We start from the raw sequence: 19,908 nt of genomic DNA, 5'->3' as shown, positions 1-19,908 counted from the left end.
AGGTGCAAGCGCTGCGGGTCACGGATAGGTAGGGGTGCGGCCCAAAAGCTCGTCCAATTGCCGCCCGATCCAGCCGTGGGGGATGAAATGCCCGCCGGGATGGGTATCCAGCACCACCTGCCCCTGCGCGCAATCGGTCCATTCCACGCGGCTGAGGGTCAGGATCGGCACCACGCTCCAATCCCCGCGCGGGGTCGCGTCGTGGCAGTCGTATTTCGAGCGCCAAAGGGCCACCGGATAGGTCGTATCGCCATTCTCGCCATAGGGAAAATCCATCACCGTATCGCTGAGACCATGCACATGGCGCGCCTCCCGCGGGCCTTCCGGGCAGTCCTCGGTCTGGCGAATGCTGCCCGCAACGGCCAGCAGGGCGGCGACGTCATTGCCTGACTGGCAGACATAGCGCCACGCCATCGCGCCGCCGAAAGAATAGCCCGAGACATAGATGCGTTCGGGATCAATCGGATAGCGCTTGGCCACATCCTCCAAAACCCGGTCGGCGAAGGGCACGTCGCCGGTGTCCGAGGTCCAGAAATCCCAGCTTTTACCCAACCCGTTCGGGGCCACCAGCAGCACGCCCCGCAGCTTGGTCGCGCCCGCAATCCGCTGATGGTTCACCACCACGGTCCCCTGCCGCGCCCAGCCGTGGAAATGCAACAACACTGGCAGAGGCGTTTCGCCGTCCCACCCCTCAGGCTCCAGCACATGGTAAGAGCGGTCGCCGACCTCACAGGCCGTATCGCCATGGCAATCGGATTTCCAAGGCCCCATGGCGAGTGCCGGGGTTGCGGTAAGCAGCAGAAGAAGCAGTCGATAGATCATAGGCCGGAGCCTAGCCGCCTGATGCCAACTGTCACGTCACAACACTGTGGGAAGCTGTAACAAGCCGCGCTTTGGGCTTTAGTCTGCTTAATCGCTACCTGCACTTTTTTAATCTGCTCTAGTTCTTCGCGCTCTTGCCGAAACTGGATTCCATACCGGACGTAACCGACCAACAGACCAGGATAGACAAAAACAATAAGCGCAAAGCCTAGTAGCGCTAAGGTGATCTCAAACGCTGGCATGGTGGGGGCCAAAGACAACACGACAGGACCAATAAATAAAGCTAAGACCCACCGCACCGGAGCGCTCGTTATTCGCTCACTCCACCAATCGAAGTAGCGAGCCAGATAAACGCCCAGCGGATACACTTACCGCGACAAACCACCATGCAGGTTCGGCATATCCAGCGCCGCAAAGCCATAGTGCCGCAACCAGCGCAGGTCAGAATCAAAGAACGCCCGCAAATCCGGAATGCCATATTTCAGCATCGCCAGACGGTCGATCCCAATCCCGAACGCAAAGCCTTGGTAGATCTCTGGATCAATCCCACCAGCGGCGATCACCTTGGGGTGGACCATGCCGGAGCCGAGGATCTCCATCCAGTCGTCACCCTCGCCGATCTTCAGCTGGCCGTTATCCCAGGAACAGCGAATATCGACCTCGGCCGAAGGTTCGGTGAAGGGGAAGTGCGAGGCGCGGAAGCGCAGTTCGACATCATCGACCTCGAAGAAGGCCTTCACGAACTCTTCCAGAACCCATTTCAGGTTCGCCATCGAGATGTCTTTATCAATCGCCAGCCCCTCGACCTGATGGAACATCGGCGTATGGGTTTGGTCATAGTCGGCGCGGTATACACCGCCCGGACAGATCACGCGGATCGGCGCGCCCTGTTTCTCCATCGAGCGGATTTGCACCGGAGACGTATGCGTCCGCAGCACATGCGGCGGGCGGTCATCGCCATCGCCACGATGCATGTAGAACGTGTCCATTTCGGCCCGCGCGGGGTGGTGACCGGGGATGTTCAAAGCGTCAAAATTATACCAGTCGTCCTCGATCCGAGGACCTTCAGCCACGGCAAAGCCCAGCTCGGCAAAAATCGCGGTCAGTTCCTCGGTCGCCTGGCTGATCGGGTGGATCGAGCCCTCACGGCGCGCGCGGGTCGGCAGGGTGACGTCCAGCCATTCGGTGCGCAGACGCTCATCCAGCGCAGCATCGGCTAGAGCAGCCTTTTTAGCGACCAGCGCCGAGTTGATCTCATCCTTCAGGGCATTAAGCGCCGGGCCTGCGACCTGACGTTCCTCGGGGGTCATCTTGCCCAGCTCGCGCATCTTCAGCGCGACCTCGCCTTTTTTGCCCACGGCAGCGACGCGGATCGCCTCAAGCGCGTTCTCGTCGCCGGCCTCGGCGATTTGGCCCAGATATTTTGCCTTAAGATCGTCCATGACGCCCTCTGAATTTGGTCGCCAACCTGCTATCGGGCCAGCCCCGCGAATGCAAGCGGGACCGGGCGGATCAATAGCTGTATTCGGGGAAAATCCGGGTCAGGTCGCCGTTCCAGTCGCCATTGTAGTGTTCCAGCAACTCATCGGCAGGCACCTTGCCGGTGTCAATGCTTTCCTTCAACGCGTTCAGGAAATGCGTTTCATCCGGGACCAGACCCCCAGCACCGGGGAAAGCACGGGCTTTCAGACCAGCCTCAGAGATCGCCACGACCTCACGCGCCAGATCGTGCATGTTGATGTCTCCGACCTGGGCCTGCAGGCCTTTGACCGCCGCCTGAACACGCAGTTCCTCGCGGGTTTCAGCATCCCAGGTTTTGACCAGATCCCACGCCGCATCCAACGCGGTTTGGTCATAGGTCAGGCCGACCCAGAAAGCCGGCAGCGCGCACAGACGACGCCACGGGCCACCATCGGCACCGCGCATTTCCATGAATTTCTTGATCCGCGCTTCGGGGAAAGCCGTGGTCAGATGATCGGCCCAGTCGGACAGAGTCGGTGTCTCACCCGGCAGTGCGGGCAGCTCGCCCTTCAGGAAGTCGCGGAAGGACATGCCCAGCGCGTTGATATACTGGCCGTCGCGATAGACGAAATACATCGGCACATCGAGCGCGTACTGCACGTAGCGCTCGAACCCGAAGCCCTCTTCGAACACGAAAGGCAGCATGCCGGTGCGCGCATCGTCCAGATGCCGCCAGATGTGGCTGCGCCAACTTTTCTGGCCGTTCACCTTGCCCTCAAAGAACGGGGAGTTCGCGAACAGCGCCGTCGCCACCGGTTGCAGCGCCAGCGCAACGCGCAGTTTCTGCACCATGTCGGCCTCGGATCCGAAGTCGATATTGACCTGAACCGTGCAGGTCCGGCGCATCATGGCGCGGCCCATGGTGCCAACTTCTTCCATGTAGTCGTTCATCAGCCGATAGCGCCCCTTGGGCATCAGCGGCATCTCTTCATGGGTCCAGATCGGAGCCGCGCCCAGACCGATGAACCCCACGCCGATCTCATCGGCGATATCCTTCACCTCGCGTAGGTGGGTGTTAACCTCATCGCATGTCTCGTGGATCGTCTCGAGCGGAGCGCCTGACAATTCCAACGCGCCGCCGGGTTCAAGGCTGACATTTGCGCCGTCTTTTTCTAGCCCGATCAGATGGCCCGCTTCACGCACCTCGGCCCAGCCATGGCGGTCGCGCAGCCCCTCAAGCACCGCAACGATGGAACGCTTGCCCTCGAATGGCAGCGGTTTGAGGGTGTCTTTGCAATAGCCGAACTTCTCATGCTCGGTCCCGATACGCCAATCGGCCTTGGGCTTGCAGCCCGATTCCAGATATTCGGCCAATTGCTCGTGGCGCTCGATCGGACCGCCGCCGGACTGAGGGATGGACATGAACCGATCTCCGATCCTGATGTGTCTGTCTTATCGGTCAGTCCTGAGCGCAAACCGCGCCAGTGTCAATGCAGCCTAAGGTGGGCCGGGCGCGAGGAGGTTTTTTCCCAGATCACTACCGGATGGCGCGACCCGCCGTGGAGTTCGGCCAGCATCTGTTGCGTTTTCAACCCCGGCAGCGCCGAGAACACGTCGAATAGCGCCTCGGCCCCTTCTGCATTCACAGGAATGTGAAGCGTCGGTTGACCCGGTTGGTCCAACACCCAATGCGCCGGGCTTGAGGTTGGATCAAGCGCGAGTCGCTCGATCTCGCGCGTTGCCACCATGCCGCCATCCAGCGGGCCGAGATAGGTGATCTGCCCCTCATCGACGCTGACTACGCCCTGCCCGCCTGCGCCGGTACGGAACCGGGCACGCTGCACGCCGATCACGGTCAGAGCGACTGCGACAGCCACCAGTACCCAGCCCAGAACGCCCAGCAGACCGCCGGGTCCACTGACCCAGCTGAGGCCCAAAACCAGAACGAAACCGGCAGCGACAACTTCGCGCCAGCGCCAGAGGGCCAATTTGGCTTCGGGTCGAATGAAACTCATGTCGGTTTTCCTGTTTCAGCGCTTGGACATGGTGGGCGATCCCCAGCCCCCTCAAAATCGGGCCGAGCGGTACAGAGTTCAAGAGGGGGCTTGGTTTCCTGACCTAATCCCGGAAGGCGCGGTCTTTGACGCGGATCACCGGTTTGGTCAGATATTCCAGCACCGTCTTCGGCTCGGACAGCATATCGACCTGCGCGACCATGCCGGGGATCACATCCAGTTTCTGCCCATCGGCATCGGTCAGCGAGCCGTCCAGCTGGATCTCGACCACATAGACCGAGGTTTCCCCATCCGGGGCCAGAATCGTATCCGCGCCGATCCGCGTCACCCGCCCATCCAGCGCGCCATAGCGCGAGGCGTCATAGGCGGTGATACGCACCTTCACATCCTGATCGGGCCGGATGAAGGCGATGTCATCGGGGGCTACATAGGCCTCGACCGTGACGGTGTCGCCAAAGGGCACGATCTCGGCCACGGTCTGGCCTTGCTGCGCCACTCCGCCCAGCGTCGAGATCAACACCTGATTGACCACACCCCGCGCCGGGGCACGGATTTCCGCCCGCGCCAATCGGGCCTGAAGCGCAGGAATGCGGGTTTCAAGCGCGGCCAGCCCGGCCTGCGTTTCGGTCAATTCGCGGTTGGCGATCGAGCGAAACTCCCGCTTGCGGGCCACGATCTGGCTGTCGATCTCGGTCAGTGCAGCCTGCGCCATCAGAATACGGTTACCGGCGTCACTCAACTGCCCGTTCTGACGGCTGAGTTCCCGGCGCAGGTCGATCATAGCGATGGGGCTTTCGATCCGACGCTCGACCAGAGGCTGGATCACGCTGATCTCTTCCTCCAGCAGGCCGATGGTCTCATTGTTCACATCCTTGCTGATCCGGGCGGCCTCGATCTCGGCCAGCTTGATCTCGCGGCGGGCGTCCAGAACCTCAAGATCGGCGGTCAGATGTGCTGCCATGGCCGAGAACAGATCCCGTTCCGCGTTTAGCAGTTTCCCCTCAACGCCCTCGCGATCAGGCATGTCGAATGGCTCTCCGTCAATCTGCGCCTCAAGCCGGGCGCGGCGCAGGCGCAGGGCGGTGGCCTCGGATACGGCGGTGTCCAGCTCGGCCCGCAGAAGCGCGGGGTCGAAGCGCATCAGAACGTCCCCGGCCTCAACCGTATCGCCGACGCGGATGTTGATCTCAGTGATGGTGCCGGTTTCCGCCGCCTGAACCACCTGCACAAGCTGCGAGGGCACCACGCGCGCCTCGGCCCGCGTTACATCGTCGATCTCGGTGAAATAGGCCCAGGTCAGCACAACGGCCAGCAAAGTCACGACCGACAGCAGGATCAGGCCACCGGCGGCACCACGCCTGCCGCGCAGCTCGCGCGCTGTTGCGGTGAAATCTGCCCCGGCCATCCTTACGCCTCCTTCACGGCGCGCGCTGCCGGGCGGTTGCGGACCAACATATCGTCCTTGCTGCCGTCATAAGTGACCTTGCCGCCATTCAGAACAATAACCCGGTCGACCAATTGCAACAGGCTGGTTCTGTGGGTCACCAGCACCAGCGTCCGGTCCTCCGATAGCCAGCCTTTCAGGTTCTCGATCACCTGCGATTCCGTCTGCACATCCATGCCCGAGGTCGGCTCGTCCATCACAAGCGTCGGCGGATCACCAATCAGCGCCCGCGCGATGGCCACCGCTTGACGCTGCCCGCCAGACACACCTGCGCCGCCCTCATGCACCTGCATATCGTAGCCATGCGGATGCGCCGCCGCGATGCGGTCGGCCAAAGAGATGGCGGCCTTGCTATGAACCTCATCATCCGTCACGCCAAAGCGCCCGGCGATGATGTTTTCGCGCAGCGTTCCCGAGAACAGCCAGCAATCCTGCAAGACGGCGCCAATGTTGCGCGTCTTGTCTGCGGGATCCACGGCGCGCGCATCCAGACCGTCCAGCAGCACCGCACCGTCATCGGGTTCGTAGAGGCCCAGAATGAGGCGCGCCAGCGTGCTTTTGCCCGACCCGACAGGGCCGAGAATGGCCACCTTCTCACCGGGTTTGATCGACAGGTCGATATCCTTGAGGATCGAGCCCAAGGCCTCATCATAGGCAAAGCTGACGCCTTTGAATTCGATCTGCCCCGCGATCGTGCGGCGCGACAGGTAGCGGCGACCGGCCTCACGCTCGACTTCCTGCTGCATCAGCGCGTCGATCTGGCCATAGGCGACCCGCGCCTGATTCAGCCGCGTTAGCACCTGCGCCAATTGCGACAGCGGGGCCAGCGTCTTGCCCGTCAGGATCACACAGGCGATCAGCGCGCCCATCGAGATCACCCCGTCCCGTATCAGGAAAACGCCATAGAACACGATGGCGACCTGCGCGATCTGCTGCACCAGAAGCGTCAGGTTCACCGTGCCCTGAGACACCAACCGCGTCTTGCCGGAACTGTCCGCTTGCGCCCGCACCGTATCGTCCCAGCGAGCGCGCATGACCGGTTCCGCACCGGTGGTCTTGAGCGTCTCCATCCCCGTCAGGGTTTCCATCAGAACCGATTGTTTGGTCTGCCCATCAACACTGGATTCGCGCGCATAGCGGCTGAGGAACGGCTGCGCCAGCAGGCCGGACAGCAGAGTAATCGGCACCGCAATCGCCGGGACCAGCGCCAGCGGGCCGCCGATGGCCCAAATCACCCCGATAAACACCAGCAGGAACGGCAGATCGACCAGCGCGACCAGAGAGGCCGAGGTGAAGAAATCCCGCACCACCTCAAAATCCCGCAGGATTGAGGCCATGCGCCCGTTCTGCCCGCCCCGCGCCTTCATCTTCAGCGCCATGAGTTGGTTGAAGAGACGCTCTGCAATCTTCATATCCGCGCGCTTTCCGGCGGTATCGATAAAGCGCGACCGCAGGTTCTTGATCAAAAAGTCGAACAGCAGCGCGAACCCGACCCCGGCGACCAGCGCCAACAGGCTGTCCACGGCCTCATTCGGCAGGATGCGGTCATAGACAACCATCGTGAACAATGAGGTCGCCAGCCCCAGAATACTGGTCACCATCGCGGCGAGGATGATCTGAACATACACGCCACGCAGATCGCTGAACGCCGACCAGAACCAATGGCCTTGCGGCGTCGTGCGATCCTCCTCCGAGCGCCGGGCGCGTGAGGCGCGCAGGATCCAGCGCGCTTTGGCAATACGCTGGTCCTTGCGACGCCAGATCTGAGGCTCCGACGATCCGCTACTGGCATCTATGACAAGAAAGCGGTCCTTGTCTTCGCGGTCGAGCACCACAAACGGCACCCCATCCGCATCGAAAGCCAGGACCGGGAACAGGATCGGGTCGAGCTTGAGCAAGCGTGCCTTACCAAAATCAGCCTTGTAGCCCGCCGCTTCAAGCGCGCTAACCGCGTCTTTGACCGCGTAAGCCTCACTGCTGCTTTTGAAAACGCGAAACAGATCCGCTTCGGACAGCCCGTGGCCCAACCGCTCTGTCAAAAGCTGAAGATGGGTGATCAGCGGGTCTGTGGCGGTTGGGGTCATGGGAATATCACAAGGTTGGATCAGTCGGTTGTGCGACGCCCAGCGCATCCAGAATATCGCCTGTCACCGCAAGCACCGCATATTCAGCCCGGCGCGCCTGTGCCTCAAGCTGGATGACCCGGACCTGAGCCAGGTTCAGCTCGCGCAGAGCATCCAGAATCTGCACGATGGTCGACCGTCCGATGTTGAACTGCCCCCGCGCTGCATCAAGTGCCTGTTCGTTGATCTCGACCGCACGGCGGGCCGTCGCAAGTCGTCGCTGGATCGAGTTCGTCTCTTCTAGAGCCTGAGACAGATTGCGCTGCAATTCGCGGCGCAGCTCTTCTGCATCGGCCTCACTTTGCTGCAGATTGGCCCTTGCCGTTTCCACATTGGCGCGGGCCGAGCCACCCTGATAGATCGGGACATTCACGCCCAGACGGGCCTGCGCCCCATTGTCGATACTGCCTTCGTTGAAGTCGGTCTCAAGGATCGCGGACAGGGTCGGGCGCGTCGCGCGCTCGGCCACGACAACCTCTTGCTGGCGTACCTCACTGACGGCGACCTGTGTTCGTAGTCGCGGGCTGCGTTCGACCATAGCCTGCGAGGTTGTGCCCGCCAGAACCGGTGCCGGAGGGATGGTTGGAATGGCACTCGGGCGGCTGCCGAACACTTCGATCCAGGTGGCGGTTGCCAGTTCGACATCTGTTTCGGCCTGCGCCAGCTCGGTTTCTGCATTGGACTGGCGGCCCTGACCCGCCAGCAGATCCGCCACCGATCCGGCACCGGCATCGAACCGGGATTGCAAATCGCTGACCAACGCCTTGGTGCGTTCAAGGTTTTGTCGGGCCTGATCTTCAAGACGACGGTTGCGGTCAAGGTCAATGATGGCCTCAATCGCCTCAAAGCTCTGAGCGCTCAGCTCTGACAGCTCGCTCAACCAGGTCTGACGCGCCTCGATCTGGCGCAGCCCGACACGGCCTGAAACCTTGCCGCCGTCATAGATGATCTGGCTCAGCCTCAGGATCGGAACCGTATCCCCGTCAGAGGTCAGAGAGGTTTCGGCGTTTAGCTGGGGTCGGAACGCACCCCTTTCGGCCTCGATCCGGGATTGCGAGGCCAGAACATTGGCGGTTCCAGCCGCAGTCGTCGGCGACGTGGCGACAGATCTGCGCACCAGTTCGGCAAAGTCCGTGCGCGCGACGCTACCCTTCAGGTTGCTTTGCGCCGCCGCAGGCTGCGCGGCGGGTTCGGCTGCAGGGTCGAACGACTGCGTGCCCTGCAAATCCTCACTGCACCCCGCCAAAACAAGTGTGGTCATCACAACCGACAACCAAGTCTTCATGGTGCCAACGCTCCTGGTTTTAGTTCAGCGCCCTCCAGAAGATCATCGGTCAATGCATCCAGAAAGGCGCGGTCTTCTTCTCGCGTTACAGGAGTATTTTGCGGTTGGGAAGCAACCTCGGGCCTTGCCGTTCTTTTTAAATGCGTGCGTGACAATAACTGCGCATATGCCGCCCCCAGCGCACCGGATTTCGCAAGTTCAGACAGGGTATCTGCTGGCAGAGCGCGCAGGGCGTCCTCATCCGTTTGGAACAGCTGGCCCGTGTCACTGGCTTGCTGCGGGGTCGGTTGCAGAATACCCGCCTCATGCAACGCAGCACCGATTTTACGCAGCGCATCCAAGCCTTTGACAAAACGAGAGAACGCGTTGGCAACCGGCTCTAACCTCGGGTGCAATTGCGCACCGTCGTAAATCGGGTGCCCGGTTTCGCCGATACAGTCAGGGTCTTGCCAGATGCCAAGCACGAAACTGTCCGCGTCCGACAGAAGGGTGAACGGATACATGCGTAGCAAGAACGGCACATGGTTGAATTTCAGCCTGGCGTCCGAACGCAAGGGCGCAAGCGCGTGCCACTTGCCGTTGGCCTGCGCAAAATACCAGGGCATCTCAAGCGTTACCGAGGACAGTTCCGACGCCCCGACCAGAACCGAGGGCACATGATCAACAAAACCGAAATCGGAAGGACTGCGCCAGTGTAAACCGGCGCAGTCCTTGTGTGTCAGAGGTCGCGGCGTGATCGCGACGGGTGAAGTCATGGGCACCCTCCGGGGTGTTAAACCAGCTCGGACGCGGGTGGCAGATCGATCTCGGAATATTGCAGGAAACCTTCAATATTGTAACCACCGAGATTGCTGCCCGAAAGCCCGCTGACATCCGCATTGGTGAAGCTCGCGATTGTGTCGCCAAGGGTATAGTTGACCCCCGGTGCGCCACTTTCGATCAGATCCTGCAGCACGGCGTTGCCGCCTTGATCGAAGAACAGAGCGTATTCGCCCGGTCCAATCGGATCAAACGTTGCCGCGATGGAATTCAGGTCCGCCTGATCAGTCGCGTCATCGACCTCCCACGCGATCGAGAACTCGGCCGGATCATACTCGACTACGATGCGATCGCCGGAGTCTTCGCTATCGGTGAAGCGGAAGCCGTTGATCACATTGGTGCCCGAGTCGGCTGGGTCGATATAGATGAACGCACGATCCTCTGCCGGGGTGCTTCCTGCGATATCAACCGTATCGGCTCCATCCCCGACGATGATGGCCGCATTGCCGCCGCCGTTGAAGGTGACAGCATCGTCGCTACCGCCCGCCTCGATCCAGTGATCGACGCCTTCGATACGGATATCCTGCGCCGCATCATCGGCGACAACGATCAGATCGCGCGCGCCAAGGCCGAGCGAGTAGTCGATCGCACCTTCATTCGTGGCGCTGTCGAGCATTGCAGCAAGGTCAGCAAACGGAATTCCCAGATCAGTCAGCGACCAGACCGGGCTGCCATCCAAGGTAAGGTTGGCTGCGTCGACCGTGCCCGAGAGAACTTCGCTGCCGGGTAGGCCGGACAGAGACAACCCACTGCCGGTGACCGACAAGGCGTAGTTTTCCGCTGCACCAACTTCGAAGAATGTGAACTCGGTCGTCGATTGCGTCTGCAGGAACTCGGTGATGTCCGACGCGATAAGAGCAAGGTTCCCCGCACCAGCGACTGTCAGCGTGGCCGGATTGTTCATCCGCCCGGGTGTCAGCGACAGAAGCTCCTCCGCGATCGAGTTTTCAAGGTCCTGTGCGCGCCATCCGACCAGTGTGACAGAGTCGTCAGGGCTGAGGTTGAAGCGCAGGGACGGCTGACCGTCGAAGATGACATCCTCATAGTCCGGCAGCCCGAATTCAAAGGCACCATTCCGAGCTTGTAGTTGATCGACGTCGATATCGAAATTGTAGACGACATCATGACCCTCACCCACAATGAAGATGTCCTCGGACGCACCACCCGTATAGGTGTCTACACCGCCGCGCCCTTCAAGGACCGAGCCGGTATCCGCCGCCGTCAGTGTGTCATCGCCGGTACGCGAGCCACGAACCTCTTCGACATTCGACAACGTATGGGTAAAGGCTTGGCCGTCCCAAATACCGGTTGCGATACCTGTTTCCAGGTTCACCGTCACGCCGGTGGTGACATCGCCGCGGTCATAACGCACGACGTCATACCCACCAGCCGCATTCAGAACATCCGTACCTGCGCCCAGAATGAAGCGTTCATCCCGGTCCGAGCCGGTCACGTTGTCATCCTCGTCAAAGGTCCTCAGCTCGATCCGACCACCCGAGCCGGTCACGTTCAGGTCAATGGAACCACCTGCAAAGGTGATGTCGCCGGTATCAAGGTTTGCAGTCGTCGCGCCACCGCCCGTATCAATGCGGATGATGCCCGAGTTCAGATTGGCGTTAATGGTGTCATTGCCGCCCGCATAAAATGCTCCGAACCACGAGAAACCGCTGCCCTGAGTGATGTTGATCGTGTCATCCCCAGAGGTGCTCGAGATTCCCAGACCAAAGGCTTCGCCAGCTGCAAGCGGATCGGTAATGGTATCCACGCCATCCCCGCCCTTGTTGACCACACCATTGTTGTTGGCAAAATCAACGAAGGCCTCTATCGGTCCGGTCAGCCCGTCATAGCGCAACTCGACAAAGCTCTCACTGTCCACGTTTGACAGAAAAAACTCATCATCCCCGAGCGAGCCGTTGATGACGTCATCTCCATCACCGCTAGACAGCGGGTTGATGAAGTCATTGCCATCGGTTCCATCGATAACATCCGGACCGTCCGTTCCGATGATCGGATTGACCGCAAAGCGATCCGCGTATTCCTGCTGGAAGTTCGCAACCGTCCAGTCTTCGAACAGGATCGTCGCGCCATCCGGCAGGGTAATCCTGACATCATCGCCGATCTGCTCGGCGTTTTGCACGGCCAGAGCGACCTCTTCATCTGTGGCATTGTTGTCCAGTTCGATGTCGTCGATCCCGGCCTCAAAGTCGCGAATGATGTCATTACCACGTCCAACGATGAACAAGTCTTCGCCAGCGTTGCCCTGCAACGTATCATCACCTTCGCCGCCGATGAGGATATCCTCACCCGCGCCGCCAGTGATGGTGTCATTGCCACCGCGACCATCCAGGAACGCGTCCGTATCCGCCGCAGTCAGGGTATCATCTCCCGTCCGAGAACCGCGCACTGCTTCGACATTGGACAAGCTGTGTTCAAAAGCCTGACCATCCCACAAGCCGGTCGCGATCCCGGTGGCAAGGTTCACGGTCACACCCGTCGTCACATCACCACGGTCATAGCGCACGGTGTCAAAACCTGCGCCACCGTCAAGCGTGTCGGTCCCTGCACCCAAAATGAACCGCTCATCCGCGTCCGAACCGGTGATGAAATCGTCTTCGTCAAATGTCCGCAGCTCTATCCGACCGCCAGAGCCTGTCGCATTCAATTGGATGCTTCCGCTAGCAAAGCTGATCAGGCCAGTCGAAAGATCGGCCGTGGTCGCCTCACCACTTGTATCGACACGGACGATACCTTCGTTCAGGCTGGCATTGATCACGTCATTGCCACCGGCATAAACAATCCCAGCCCACGAAAAGCCAGTACCCTGCGTGATATTGTAGGTGTCATTGCCAGCGGTTCCGACAAGACCGATACCAAGAGATTCCCCGGTTGTGTTGGGGTTGGTCAGCGAGTCGAACCCGTCCGCGCCCTTGTCGACAAAGCCCGTATTGTTGGCATAGTCGATCGAGGCCGTGATCGGGCCGTCTAGCACTGAATAATTCAGCTCGACAAAGCTTTCACCACCCGAGTTCGAGAAGTCGATCTCATCATCTCCAGTCGAGGCGTTGATGAGGTCAAACCCATCATCATTGCCCTGCGGGTCGATGAAGTCATCACCAGCGGTACCGTCCAGAACATCATCACCAAACGTGCCGATAATGTCGGAACCACTACCCCCGATTTCATCTTGTAGATCCGCTACAGTCCAACCCTCGAACCGCACAGTCGCACCGGTTGAGACAAAGGTGACAACTACTGCGTCGCCATCTTGCACTGCGTCTGCAATGGCTTGATCGATTTCGGCCTCGGTATAGGCAGGGTCCAGCTCGATTGTGTCGATGGCGTCGCCCTGATAGTCCTGAATGGTGTCGTTGCCACGTCCGACAAAGAACGTATCCGCACCATCACCACCGATCAGCAGATCATCGCCAGCACCGCCGACGAGCGTATCGTCGCCGCCACGCCCCTCAAGCCGCGAACCGGTATCAGCCGCCGTCAGCATGTCGTCGCCCGTGCGTGAACCGCGCACGCGCTCAACGTTAGACAGACTATGGGTAAAGGCCTGACCGTCCCAAATACCGGTTGCGACCCCGGTTTGCAGGTTGACTGTCACACCATCGGTCACGACAGCACGGTCATAGCGCACAAGGTCGAACCCACCGCCCGCATCCAGCGTGTCAGTGCCTGCGCCCAGAATGAAACGCTCATCCGCATCAGAGCCGGTTACGTCATCATCACCATCGCCGGTTTCCAATTCAATCTGGCCGCCGGAGCCGGTCACGTTCAGATCAATCGAGCCGCTGGCGAAAGTGATATCGCCCGTGGTCAGATCCGCCGTGACATCTTCTTCCACCGGGCCGGTGGTCACCGCATTCACACGCACGATGCCGGTGTCCAACGTTACGTTGACGGTGTCATCTCCGCCTTCGTAGAAGATGCCCGCCCATGTCTCGACACCGTCCTGAACGACAGTAAATGTGTCGTCGCCCTGCGTCCCAACAAGGCCGATCCCGAACGCCTCGCCCGGAGTTTCCGGGCTGATCAGCGTGTCGGTACCATCGGCACCTTTATCCACCGAACCCGTGTTGTTGGCATAGTCCAGTGTAACGTTGATCGGGCCGTCCAGCACGGCGTAGTTCAGTTCAACAAAGCTGGTGCCGCCGGATGTGCTCAGGTCGATCTCATCATCTCCCAGAGAGCCATTGATGATATCGAGACCACCGGCCTCACCGTCGTTGCCTTCCGGGTTGATCGTGTCGTCACCGGGTGTGCCATCCAGAACGTCATCACCCGGAGTGCCGATGACGTCGGAACCACCACCTGCATTTTCGGCCTGTAGCTCGGCAACCGTCCAGCCTTCCAGCCGGAGCGTTGCACCGGTCGAGACGAAAGTGACCACCACAGCGTCGCCATCCTGCACCGCCGCCGCAACGGCTGCGTCGATTTCGGCCTCGGTATAGGCAGGGTCCAGCTCGATTGTGTCGATGGCGTCGCCCTGATAGTCCTGAATGGTGTCGTTGCCACGTCCGACAAAGAACGTATCCGCACCATCACCACCGATCAGCAGATCATCGCCAGCACCGCCGACGAGCGTATCGTCGCCGCCACGCCCCTCAAGCCGCGAACCGGTATCAGCCGCCGTCAGCATGTCGTCGCCCGTGCGTGAACCGCGCACGCGCTCAACGTTAGACAGACTATGGGTAAAGGCCTGACCGTCCCAAATACCGGTTGCGACCCCGGTTTGCAGGTTGACTGTCACACCATCGGTCACGACAGCACGGTCATAGCGCACAAGGTCGAACCCACCGCCCGCATCCAGCGTGTCAGTGCCTGCGCCCAGAATGAAACGCTCATCCGCATCAGAGCCGGTTACGTCATCATCACCATCGCCGGTTTCCAATTCAATCTGGCCGCCGGAGCCGGTCACGTTCAGATCAATCGAGCCGCTGGCGAAAGTGATATCGCCCGTGGTCAGATCCGCCGTGACATCTTCTTCCACCGGGCCGGTGGTCACCGCATTCACACGCACGATGCCGGTGTCCAACGTTACGTTGACGGTGTCATCTCCGCCTTCGTAGAAGATGCCCGCCCATGTCTCGACACCGTCCTGAACGACAGTAAATGTGTCGTCGCCCTGCGTCCCAACAAGGCCGATCCCGAACGCCTCGCCCGGAGTTTCCGGGCTGATCAGCGTGTCGGTACCATCGGCACCTTTATCCACCGAACCCGTGTTGTTGGCATAGTCCAGTGTAACGTTGATCGGGCCGTCCAGCACGGCGTAGTTCAGTTCAACAAAGCTGGTGCCGCCGGATGTGCTCAGGTCGATCTCATCATCTCCCAGAGAGCCATTGATGATATCGAGACCACCGGCCTCACCGTCGTTGCCTTCCGGGTTGATCGTGTCGTCACCGGGTGTGCCCGACAGCTCATCATCGCCGTTGGTGCCGGTGATCGTCTGACCAACCGCACCCACCAGAACCGACCGATCGGTTGCCGCGCTGGTATTGCCAAGCGCATCTTCGGCGACCGCAGTCACCTGGAAATTCGAGGTCGGCACATCCGCCGCAGCGAAGATGACCGAGAAATCACCATTCACGTCAGCAGTTGCTTGCTGGGATTCCGCACCGATTGTGACGGTGACGGTGCTGAACGCCTCGGCCGTGCCCGAGATGACCAGATCATCGGCTTGCTCGGACGGGTCGATGAAATTGTCACCAGCGACCGCGTCCAGAAGCGGCGCGTCAGGTGCGGTTACGTCAACCGAGAAACCGCCGCCATCAACCGACCCGCTGGACAGAGAGGTCGGCGGCAGAGTTGCCACGGCAGACACCGAATAGTCGCCGCTGGAGTCCGGCAGATCTGCCTCAGCGAAGGTCACACTCCAGCTGCCATCGGGGTCAACGACGGCCTGCTGATCCTGACCATCGATCGTTACGGTGACGGTGCTGCCCAAACGGCCCATGCCAGATACCACCAGCCCGGCGGCCAGTTCGGTCGGGCCAAACGTGCCCGAGACCGGGGTGATTGTGGGCGTCAGGGTCGAAATCGGCTCAACCGTCACGGCCTGAGTGGCCTCGTCACCGGTATTGCCTGCCGCGTCCGTGGCCGTTGCGCTGACCGAGAAATCCGCGTCCGGTACATCCGCCGCTGCAAAGGTTACCGAGAACACGCCACCATCGTCGGCGACGGTGGTTTCCACGACCCCGTTGATCTCTACCTCTACCGAGGCGAAGGCCTCGGCGGTGCCGATGATGGTCAGGTCTCCGCCCTGCTCTTCCAGGTCCAGAGCGTTGTCGCCTGCGACGCTGTCAATCACCGGCGCATCGGGCGCGGTCACATCGACCGAGAACCCGCCGCCATCAACCGATCCGCTGGTGAACGCGGTTGGAGGCAAGGTCGCCACGGCAGACACCGCGTAGTCGCCCGTCGTCGCAGGCAGGTCTGCCTCAGCGAAGGTCACGCTCCAGTTGCCGTCGCCGTCCACGACGGCCTCCTGATCCTCAGCATTAATCGTCACGGTGACCGTGCTGCCGGCGCGGCCTGTCCCGGTGACCGTCAGGCCGGCTGCCAGATCATCCGCACCCAGGACACCCGAGACTGGATCAACGGTCGGGGTCAAGGCTGAGACCGGCTCGACCGAGATCGCCTGCGTTGCCGAAGCGCTGGTATTGCCCAGATCATCCGACGCCACAGCGCTGATGGAGAAGTCCGAGGTCGGAACGTCAGCGGCATCGAATGTGACGCTGAACACGCCCCCCACACCGGCCACGTCTGTCAGGGTGACGCTGCCGATTGTGACCTCAACCGTCGCACCTTCATCCGTGGTACCGGTTACGGTCAGGTCCAAGCCACTTTCTTCCAACTCGATGGCATTGTTGCCTGCGACCACATCGAGAACAGGCGCGGCGGCGGCGTCCAGATCGACCGAGAACCCACCGCCCGAGACCGAACCGCTGGAGAAAGAAGTACCCGCCAAGGCCGCCGTAGCAGAGACCGTGTAGTCCCCCGTCGCGTCCGGCAAATCGGCCTCAGCAAAGGTGGCTGTCCAGTTGCCGTCGCCATCAACGGTTGCGTCCTGCGTGACGCCGTCGATATCGACGGTCACGGTGCTACCCACGCGGCCCGTGCCGGACACCACCAGCCCTGCGGCCAGTTCGGTCGGACCAAACGTGCCCGAGACCGGCGTGATTGTCGGGGTCAGGGCCGAGACCGGCTCGACCGTTACGGGTTGCGTCGCCGCGCTGCTTTCATTGCCCAGCGGGTCCGTCGCCGTGGCGCTTACCGAGAAATCCGTACCAGGAACATCGGCCGCGCCGAAGGTGACCGAGAACGCGCCACCCGCATCCGCAATCGCTGTTTCAACCGCGCCGTTTAGGGTAACCTCAACCGTTGCGCCGGCCTCGGCGGTACCGGTGATAGTCAGGTCCGCGCCCTGCTCCTCAAGCTCCAGCGCGTTGTTGCCCGCGATGGTGTCGAGCGACGGCGCATCGGGGGCTGTCAGATCGACCGAGAACCCTCCGCCGTCAACCGGCCCGCTGGTGAACGAGGTCGGCGGCAAGGTTGCCACGGCAGAAACCGTATAGTCGCCACTTGCACCTGGCAGATCTGTCTCGGCAAATGTAACACTCCACGTACCGTCACCGCCAACGGTTGCGCTCTGATCCTCGCCGTCGATGGACACGGTGATCGTGCTGCCTGCGCGGCCTGTGCCGGTGACCGTCAGGCCCGATGCCAGTTCCGCAGACCCCAGCGTACCAGAGACTGGATCAATGGTCGGGTCCAGATTCACCTCAGGCTCAACCATGATGTCACGATCAGAAGCGTCACTAGTGTTACCTAGGCTATCAGCAGCCTCGGCTGTGATGGTAAAGTCGCTATTCGGGATGTCGCTTGCATCGAACGTGACGCTGAACGAACCATCGGCGGCGGCGTTATCCGTCAGAGTGACCCCGCCGATCGTCACGGCCACAGTGGCGCCCACCTCGGCCGTGCCTGAAACCGTCAGATCCGACTCGCGTTCCTCCAATGCCAGAGCGTCATCGCTGGACAACGTGCCCAGGACAGGTGCATCCGGTGGTGTCAGATCAACATCAAAGCTGCCACCCGAGACGGCCGGAACGGTGAACACAGATGCCCCAGAGGGCGCAGCCGCAACCTCAACCGTGTAAGCCCCACTTGCAGCGGGGAAATCAGAGGCGTCGAACGTGAACAACCAATTGCCAGCGCCATCAACCGTCGTGGTCCGGCTGGCGTCAGGTGTCGCATCATCGCCATCGCTGAAGGTCACACGAACGATGCTGCCAGGGCGGCCAGTGCCGGACATGACCGGAGCGCTATCCAAGTTTGACGGGCCGTAGGTACTCAAGAAGTCCTCAGACAGGACAACCGGTTCCAGCGGAACGATATTGTCCGCCTCATCGGCAAGATCTGCAGGATCAGTCGTGGCGATATCACCCGACTCAACCAAATCGACCAATGTACCCTGTGCAACTTCCTGGTTGGCGACGATCTCGTTTTGCAGGGCATCAAGATCACCGGGATCCGCATTCTCTACGGCTTCATCAATATTCTCGTTCAGGGCCTGAACACCATTTGCGATCGCGCTGGCCTCGCCCGCTTCAACCTCAGCCTCTTCCAACGCTTCTGCAATCGCATCGGCGTCACTCAGAACCGAAGACGGATCGGGATCACCGGGGCCAGCCGCCGCGTCCAGCAATTGTTGAGCGAGCGATGCGGCCACGGCCTCGGAGGCGTTTGAACTGCCCTGAGCATCGGATTGCGTTGCCGCCGCTGCCGAGATGATTGCGGCAACCTGAGCGGCCGCCGCAAACGCTGCGGCATCCGAAGGGTCGCTGGCGCTTTCGATCTCTTGAACTGGGTCAAGCTCCAACAGGTTGGTGTCGCTGCCCAAACCCAGCGCGGCGGCCAGTTGCTCATTTGCTTCGGCTGCGGTCAGCGGCGTGTCGCTATCGGCGCTGGCTTCGACAAGGCTCTGTACAAGTGTGGTCAGCGGGGTGATGACGGTTGAACCCGCCGGTGCCGTCAGAGTGCCCGTGAACGCCTGGCCCGTCGAGGAATCCGTACCACCAATCGACACAATCTTGGCAGTCGGGTTGGACGGATCCAGGGTAATGGAATAGTTGCCCTGTGCATCAGTGGTTGTATTCGGCTCACCGGCGTCAAAAATCGTGTTGCCGTTCAAATCCTGAAAAACGGTGGCGTTGACCAAATAGCCGTCTACGACCGTACCCGTGGTGGGGGCAGTCGTCGATCCCGAGCCACCTCCATCGCTGCTGCCACCGCCACCTCCGCCACCACCGGCGGCTCCGGCCAAGGCAAGCCCTCCGCCGACTGCGGCCAGCGTTCCCCCGGACACACCTCCGCCCGCGGCTGCGGCTTCTGTCATCTGCAGCGCAACTGCCTCAGAGACCAGAACATCGCTGCCAGACACGGTGAAGCTACCCGCAGGCAGGCGCATGACGGCTCCGTTTTCCAATGTGACCTCGGCGGTGCCATCGGGCAGAACCTCAATGGACTTCACCCCGTCCAATGTGCGCAGAGACACCTCCGAAGACTGCGCTTGGGCAGACTCAGCACTCAACAAAACAAGGACTAGCGCGGTACTACCAGCGGCCAGCTTGGCAGCGGATTTGGCCGCCAGTTGCTTAAGAAAGTCGCCTCGCTCTTTGGTGTCGGTGGGAACCCGCACAGGTTGCGCCAATGTCTCTGGCAGCGCATTGATAGACTGATCGAATTCGGCTGAGACACCGCGCAGCTCAACAGTAGATAGGGAGAACGAAGGCGTGCGGGCCAGGCGGCCTGTCAGTTGCGACTGCATATTCATGTGAGAGGTGGCTCCATCGAAAATACTGGTAAAGCGAGGCCAAAAACGGACCCCGACTATTCGTCGGCGAAAATTTGCTACCTCACTCTAGGAAACAG

General features: G+C 60.9%; 9 protein-coding genes. All 9 read right to left on the bottom strand.

All coding sequences use genetic code 11. From position 1 onward, the window contains the following. Window positions 1–18 precede the first annotated feature (18 nt). Window positions 19–822 (bottom strand): prolyl oligopeptidase family serine peptidase, encoded by an 804-nt coding sequence (locus tag ACR0KL_RS12115; protein ID WP_170678625.1) that lies wholly within the window; start codon window positions 820–822, stop codon window positions 19–21. 368 nt (window positions 823–1,190) lie between these two features. Further along, window positions 1,191–2,264 carry a phenylalanine--tRNA ligase subunit alpha gene (gene pheS / locus ACR0KL_RS12110; protein ID WP_480777075.1) on the bottom strand — a complete coding sequence of 358 codons (1,074 nt, stop codon included), beginning with the start codon at window positions 2,262–2,264 and terminating at the stop codon, window positions 1,191–1,193. 70 nt (window positions 2,265–2,334) lie between these two features. Next, window positions 2,335–3,705 (bottom strand): glutamate--cysteine ligase, encoded by a 1,371-nt coding sequence (locus ACR0KL_RS12105; protein WP_170553793.1) that lies wholly within the window; start codon window positions 3,703–3,705, stop codon window positions 2,335–2,337. A 65-nt stretch (window positions 3,706–3,770) separates the two neighbouring features. Continuing rightward, entirely contained in the window at window positions 3,771–4,298 is a 528-nt protein-coding gene (locus ACR0KL_RS12100) for a hypothetical protein (RefSeq protein ID WP_170481003.1), read from the bottom strand. A 103-nt stretch (window positions 4,299–4,401) separates the two neighbouring features. Then, a complete protein-coding gene (locus ACR0KL_RS12095) occupies window positions 4,402–5,703 on the bottom strand; it encodes an HlyD family type I secretion periplasmic adaptor subunit (RefSeq protein ID WP_170678621.1) in 1,302 nt (433 codons plus the stop codon). A gap of 2 nt (window positions 5,704–5,705) precedes the next feature. After that, window positions 5,706–7,826, bottom strand: a complete 2,121-nt coding sequence (locus ACR0KL_RS12090) for a type I secretion system permease/ATPase (RefSeq protein WP_170678619.1) — start codon at window positions 7,824–7,826, stop codon at window positions 5,706–5,708. A 7-nt stretch (window positions 7,827–7,833) separates the two neighbouring features. Further along, window positions 7,834–9,150, bottom strand: coding sequence for a TolC family protein (locus ACR0KL_RS12085; RefSeq protein ID WP_170678617.1), 1,317 nt, complete (start codon window positions 9,148–9,150; stop codon window positions 7,834–7,836). Then, window positions 9,147–9,905 carry a SapC family protein gene (locus ACR0KL_RS12080; RefSeq protein ID WP_170639838.1) on the bottom strand — a complete coding sequence of 253 codons (759 nt, stop codon included), beginning with the start codon at window positions 9,903–9,905 and terminating at the stop codon, window positions 9,147–9,149. The genes ACR0KL_RS12085 and ACR0KL_RS12080 overlap by 4 nt, the downstream gene beginning before the upstream one ends. A 17-nt stretch (window positions 9,906–9,922) precedes the next feature. Then, the gene (locus tag ACR0KL_RS12075; RefSeq protein ID WP_480777074.1) at window positions 9,923–19,810 is read right to left on the bottom strand and encodes an Ig-like domain-containing protein; all 9,888 of its coding nucleotides are present in this window, start codon (window positions 19,808–19,810) and stop codon (window positions 9,923–9,925) included. Window positions 19,811–19,908: the final 98 nt, after the last annotated feature.

The organism is Ruegeria sp. C8 (genome assembly GCF_056537565.1).
Note: the sequence above shows the minus strand (reverse complement) of the source record. Positions and strands in the feature narration are given on the sequence as shown.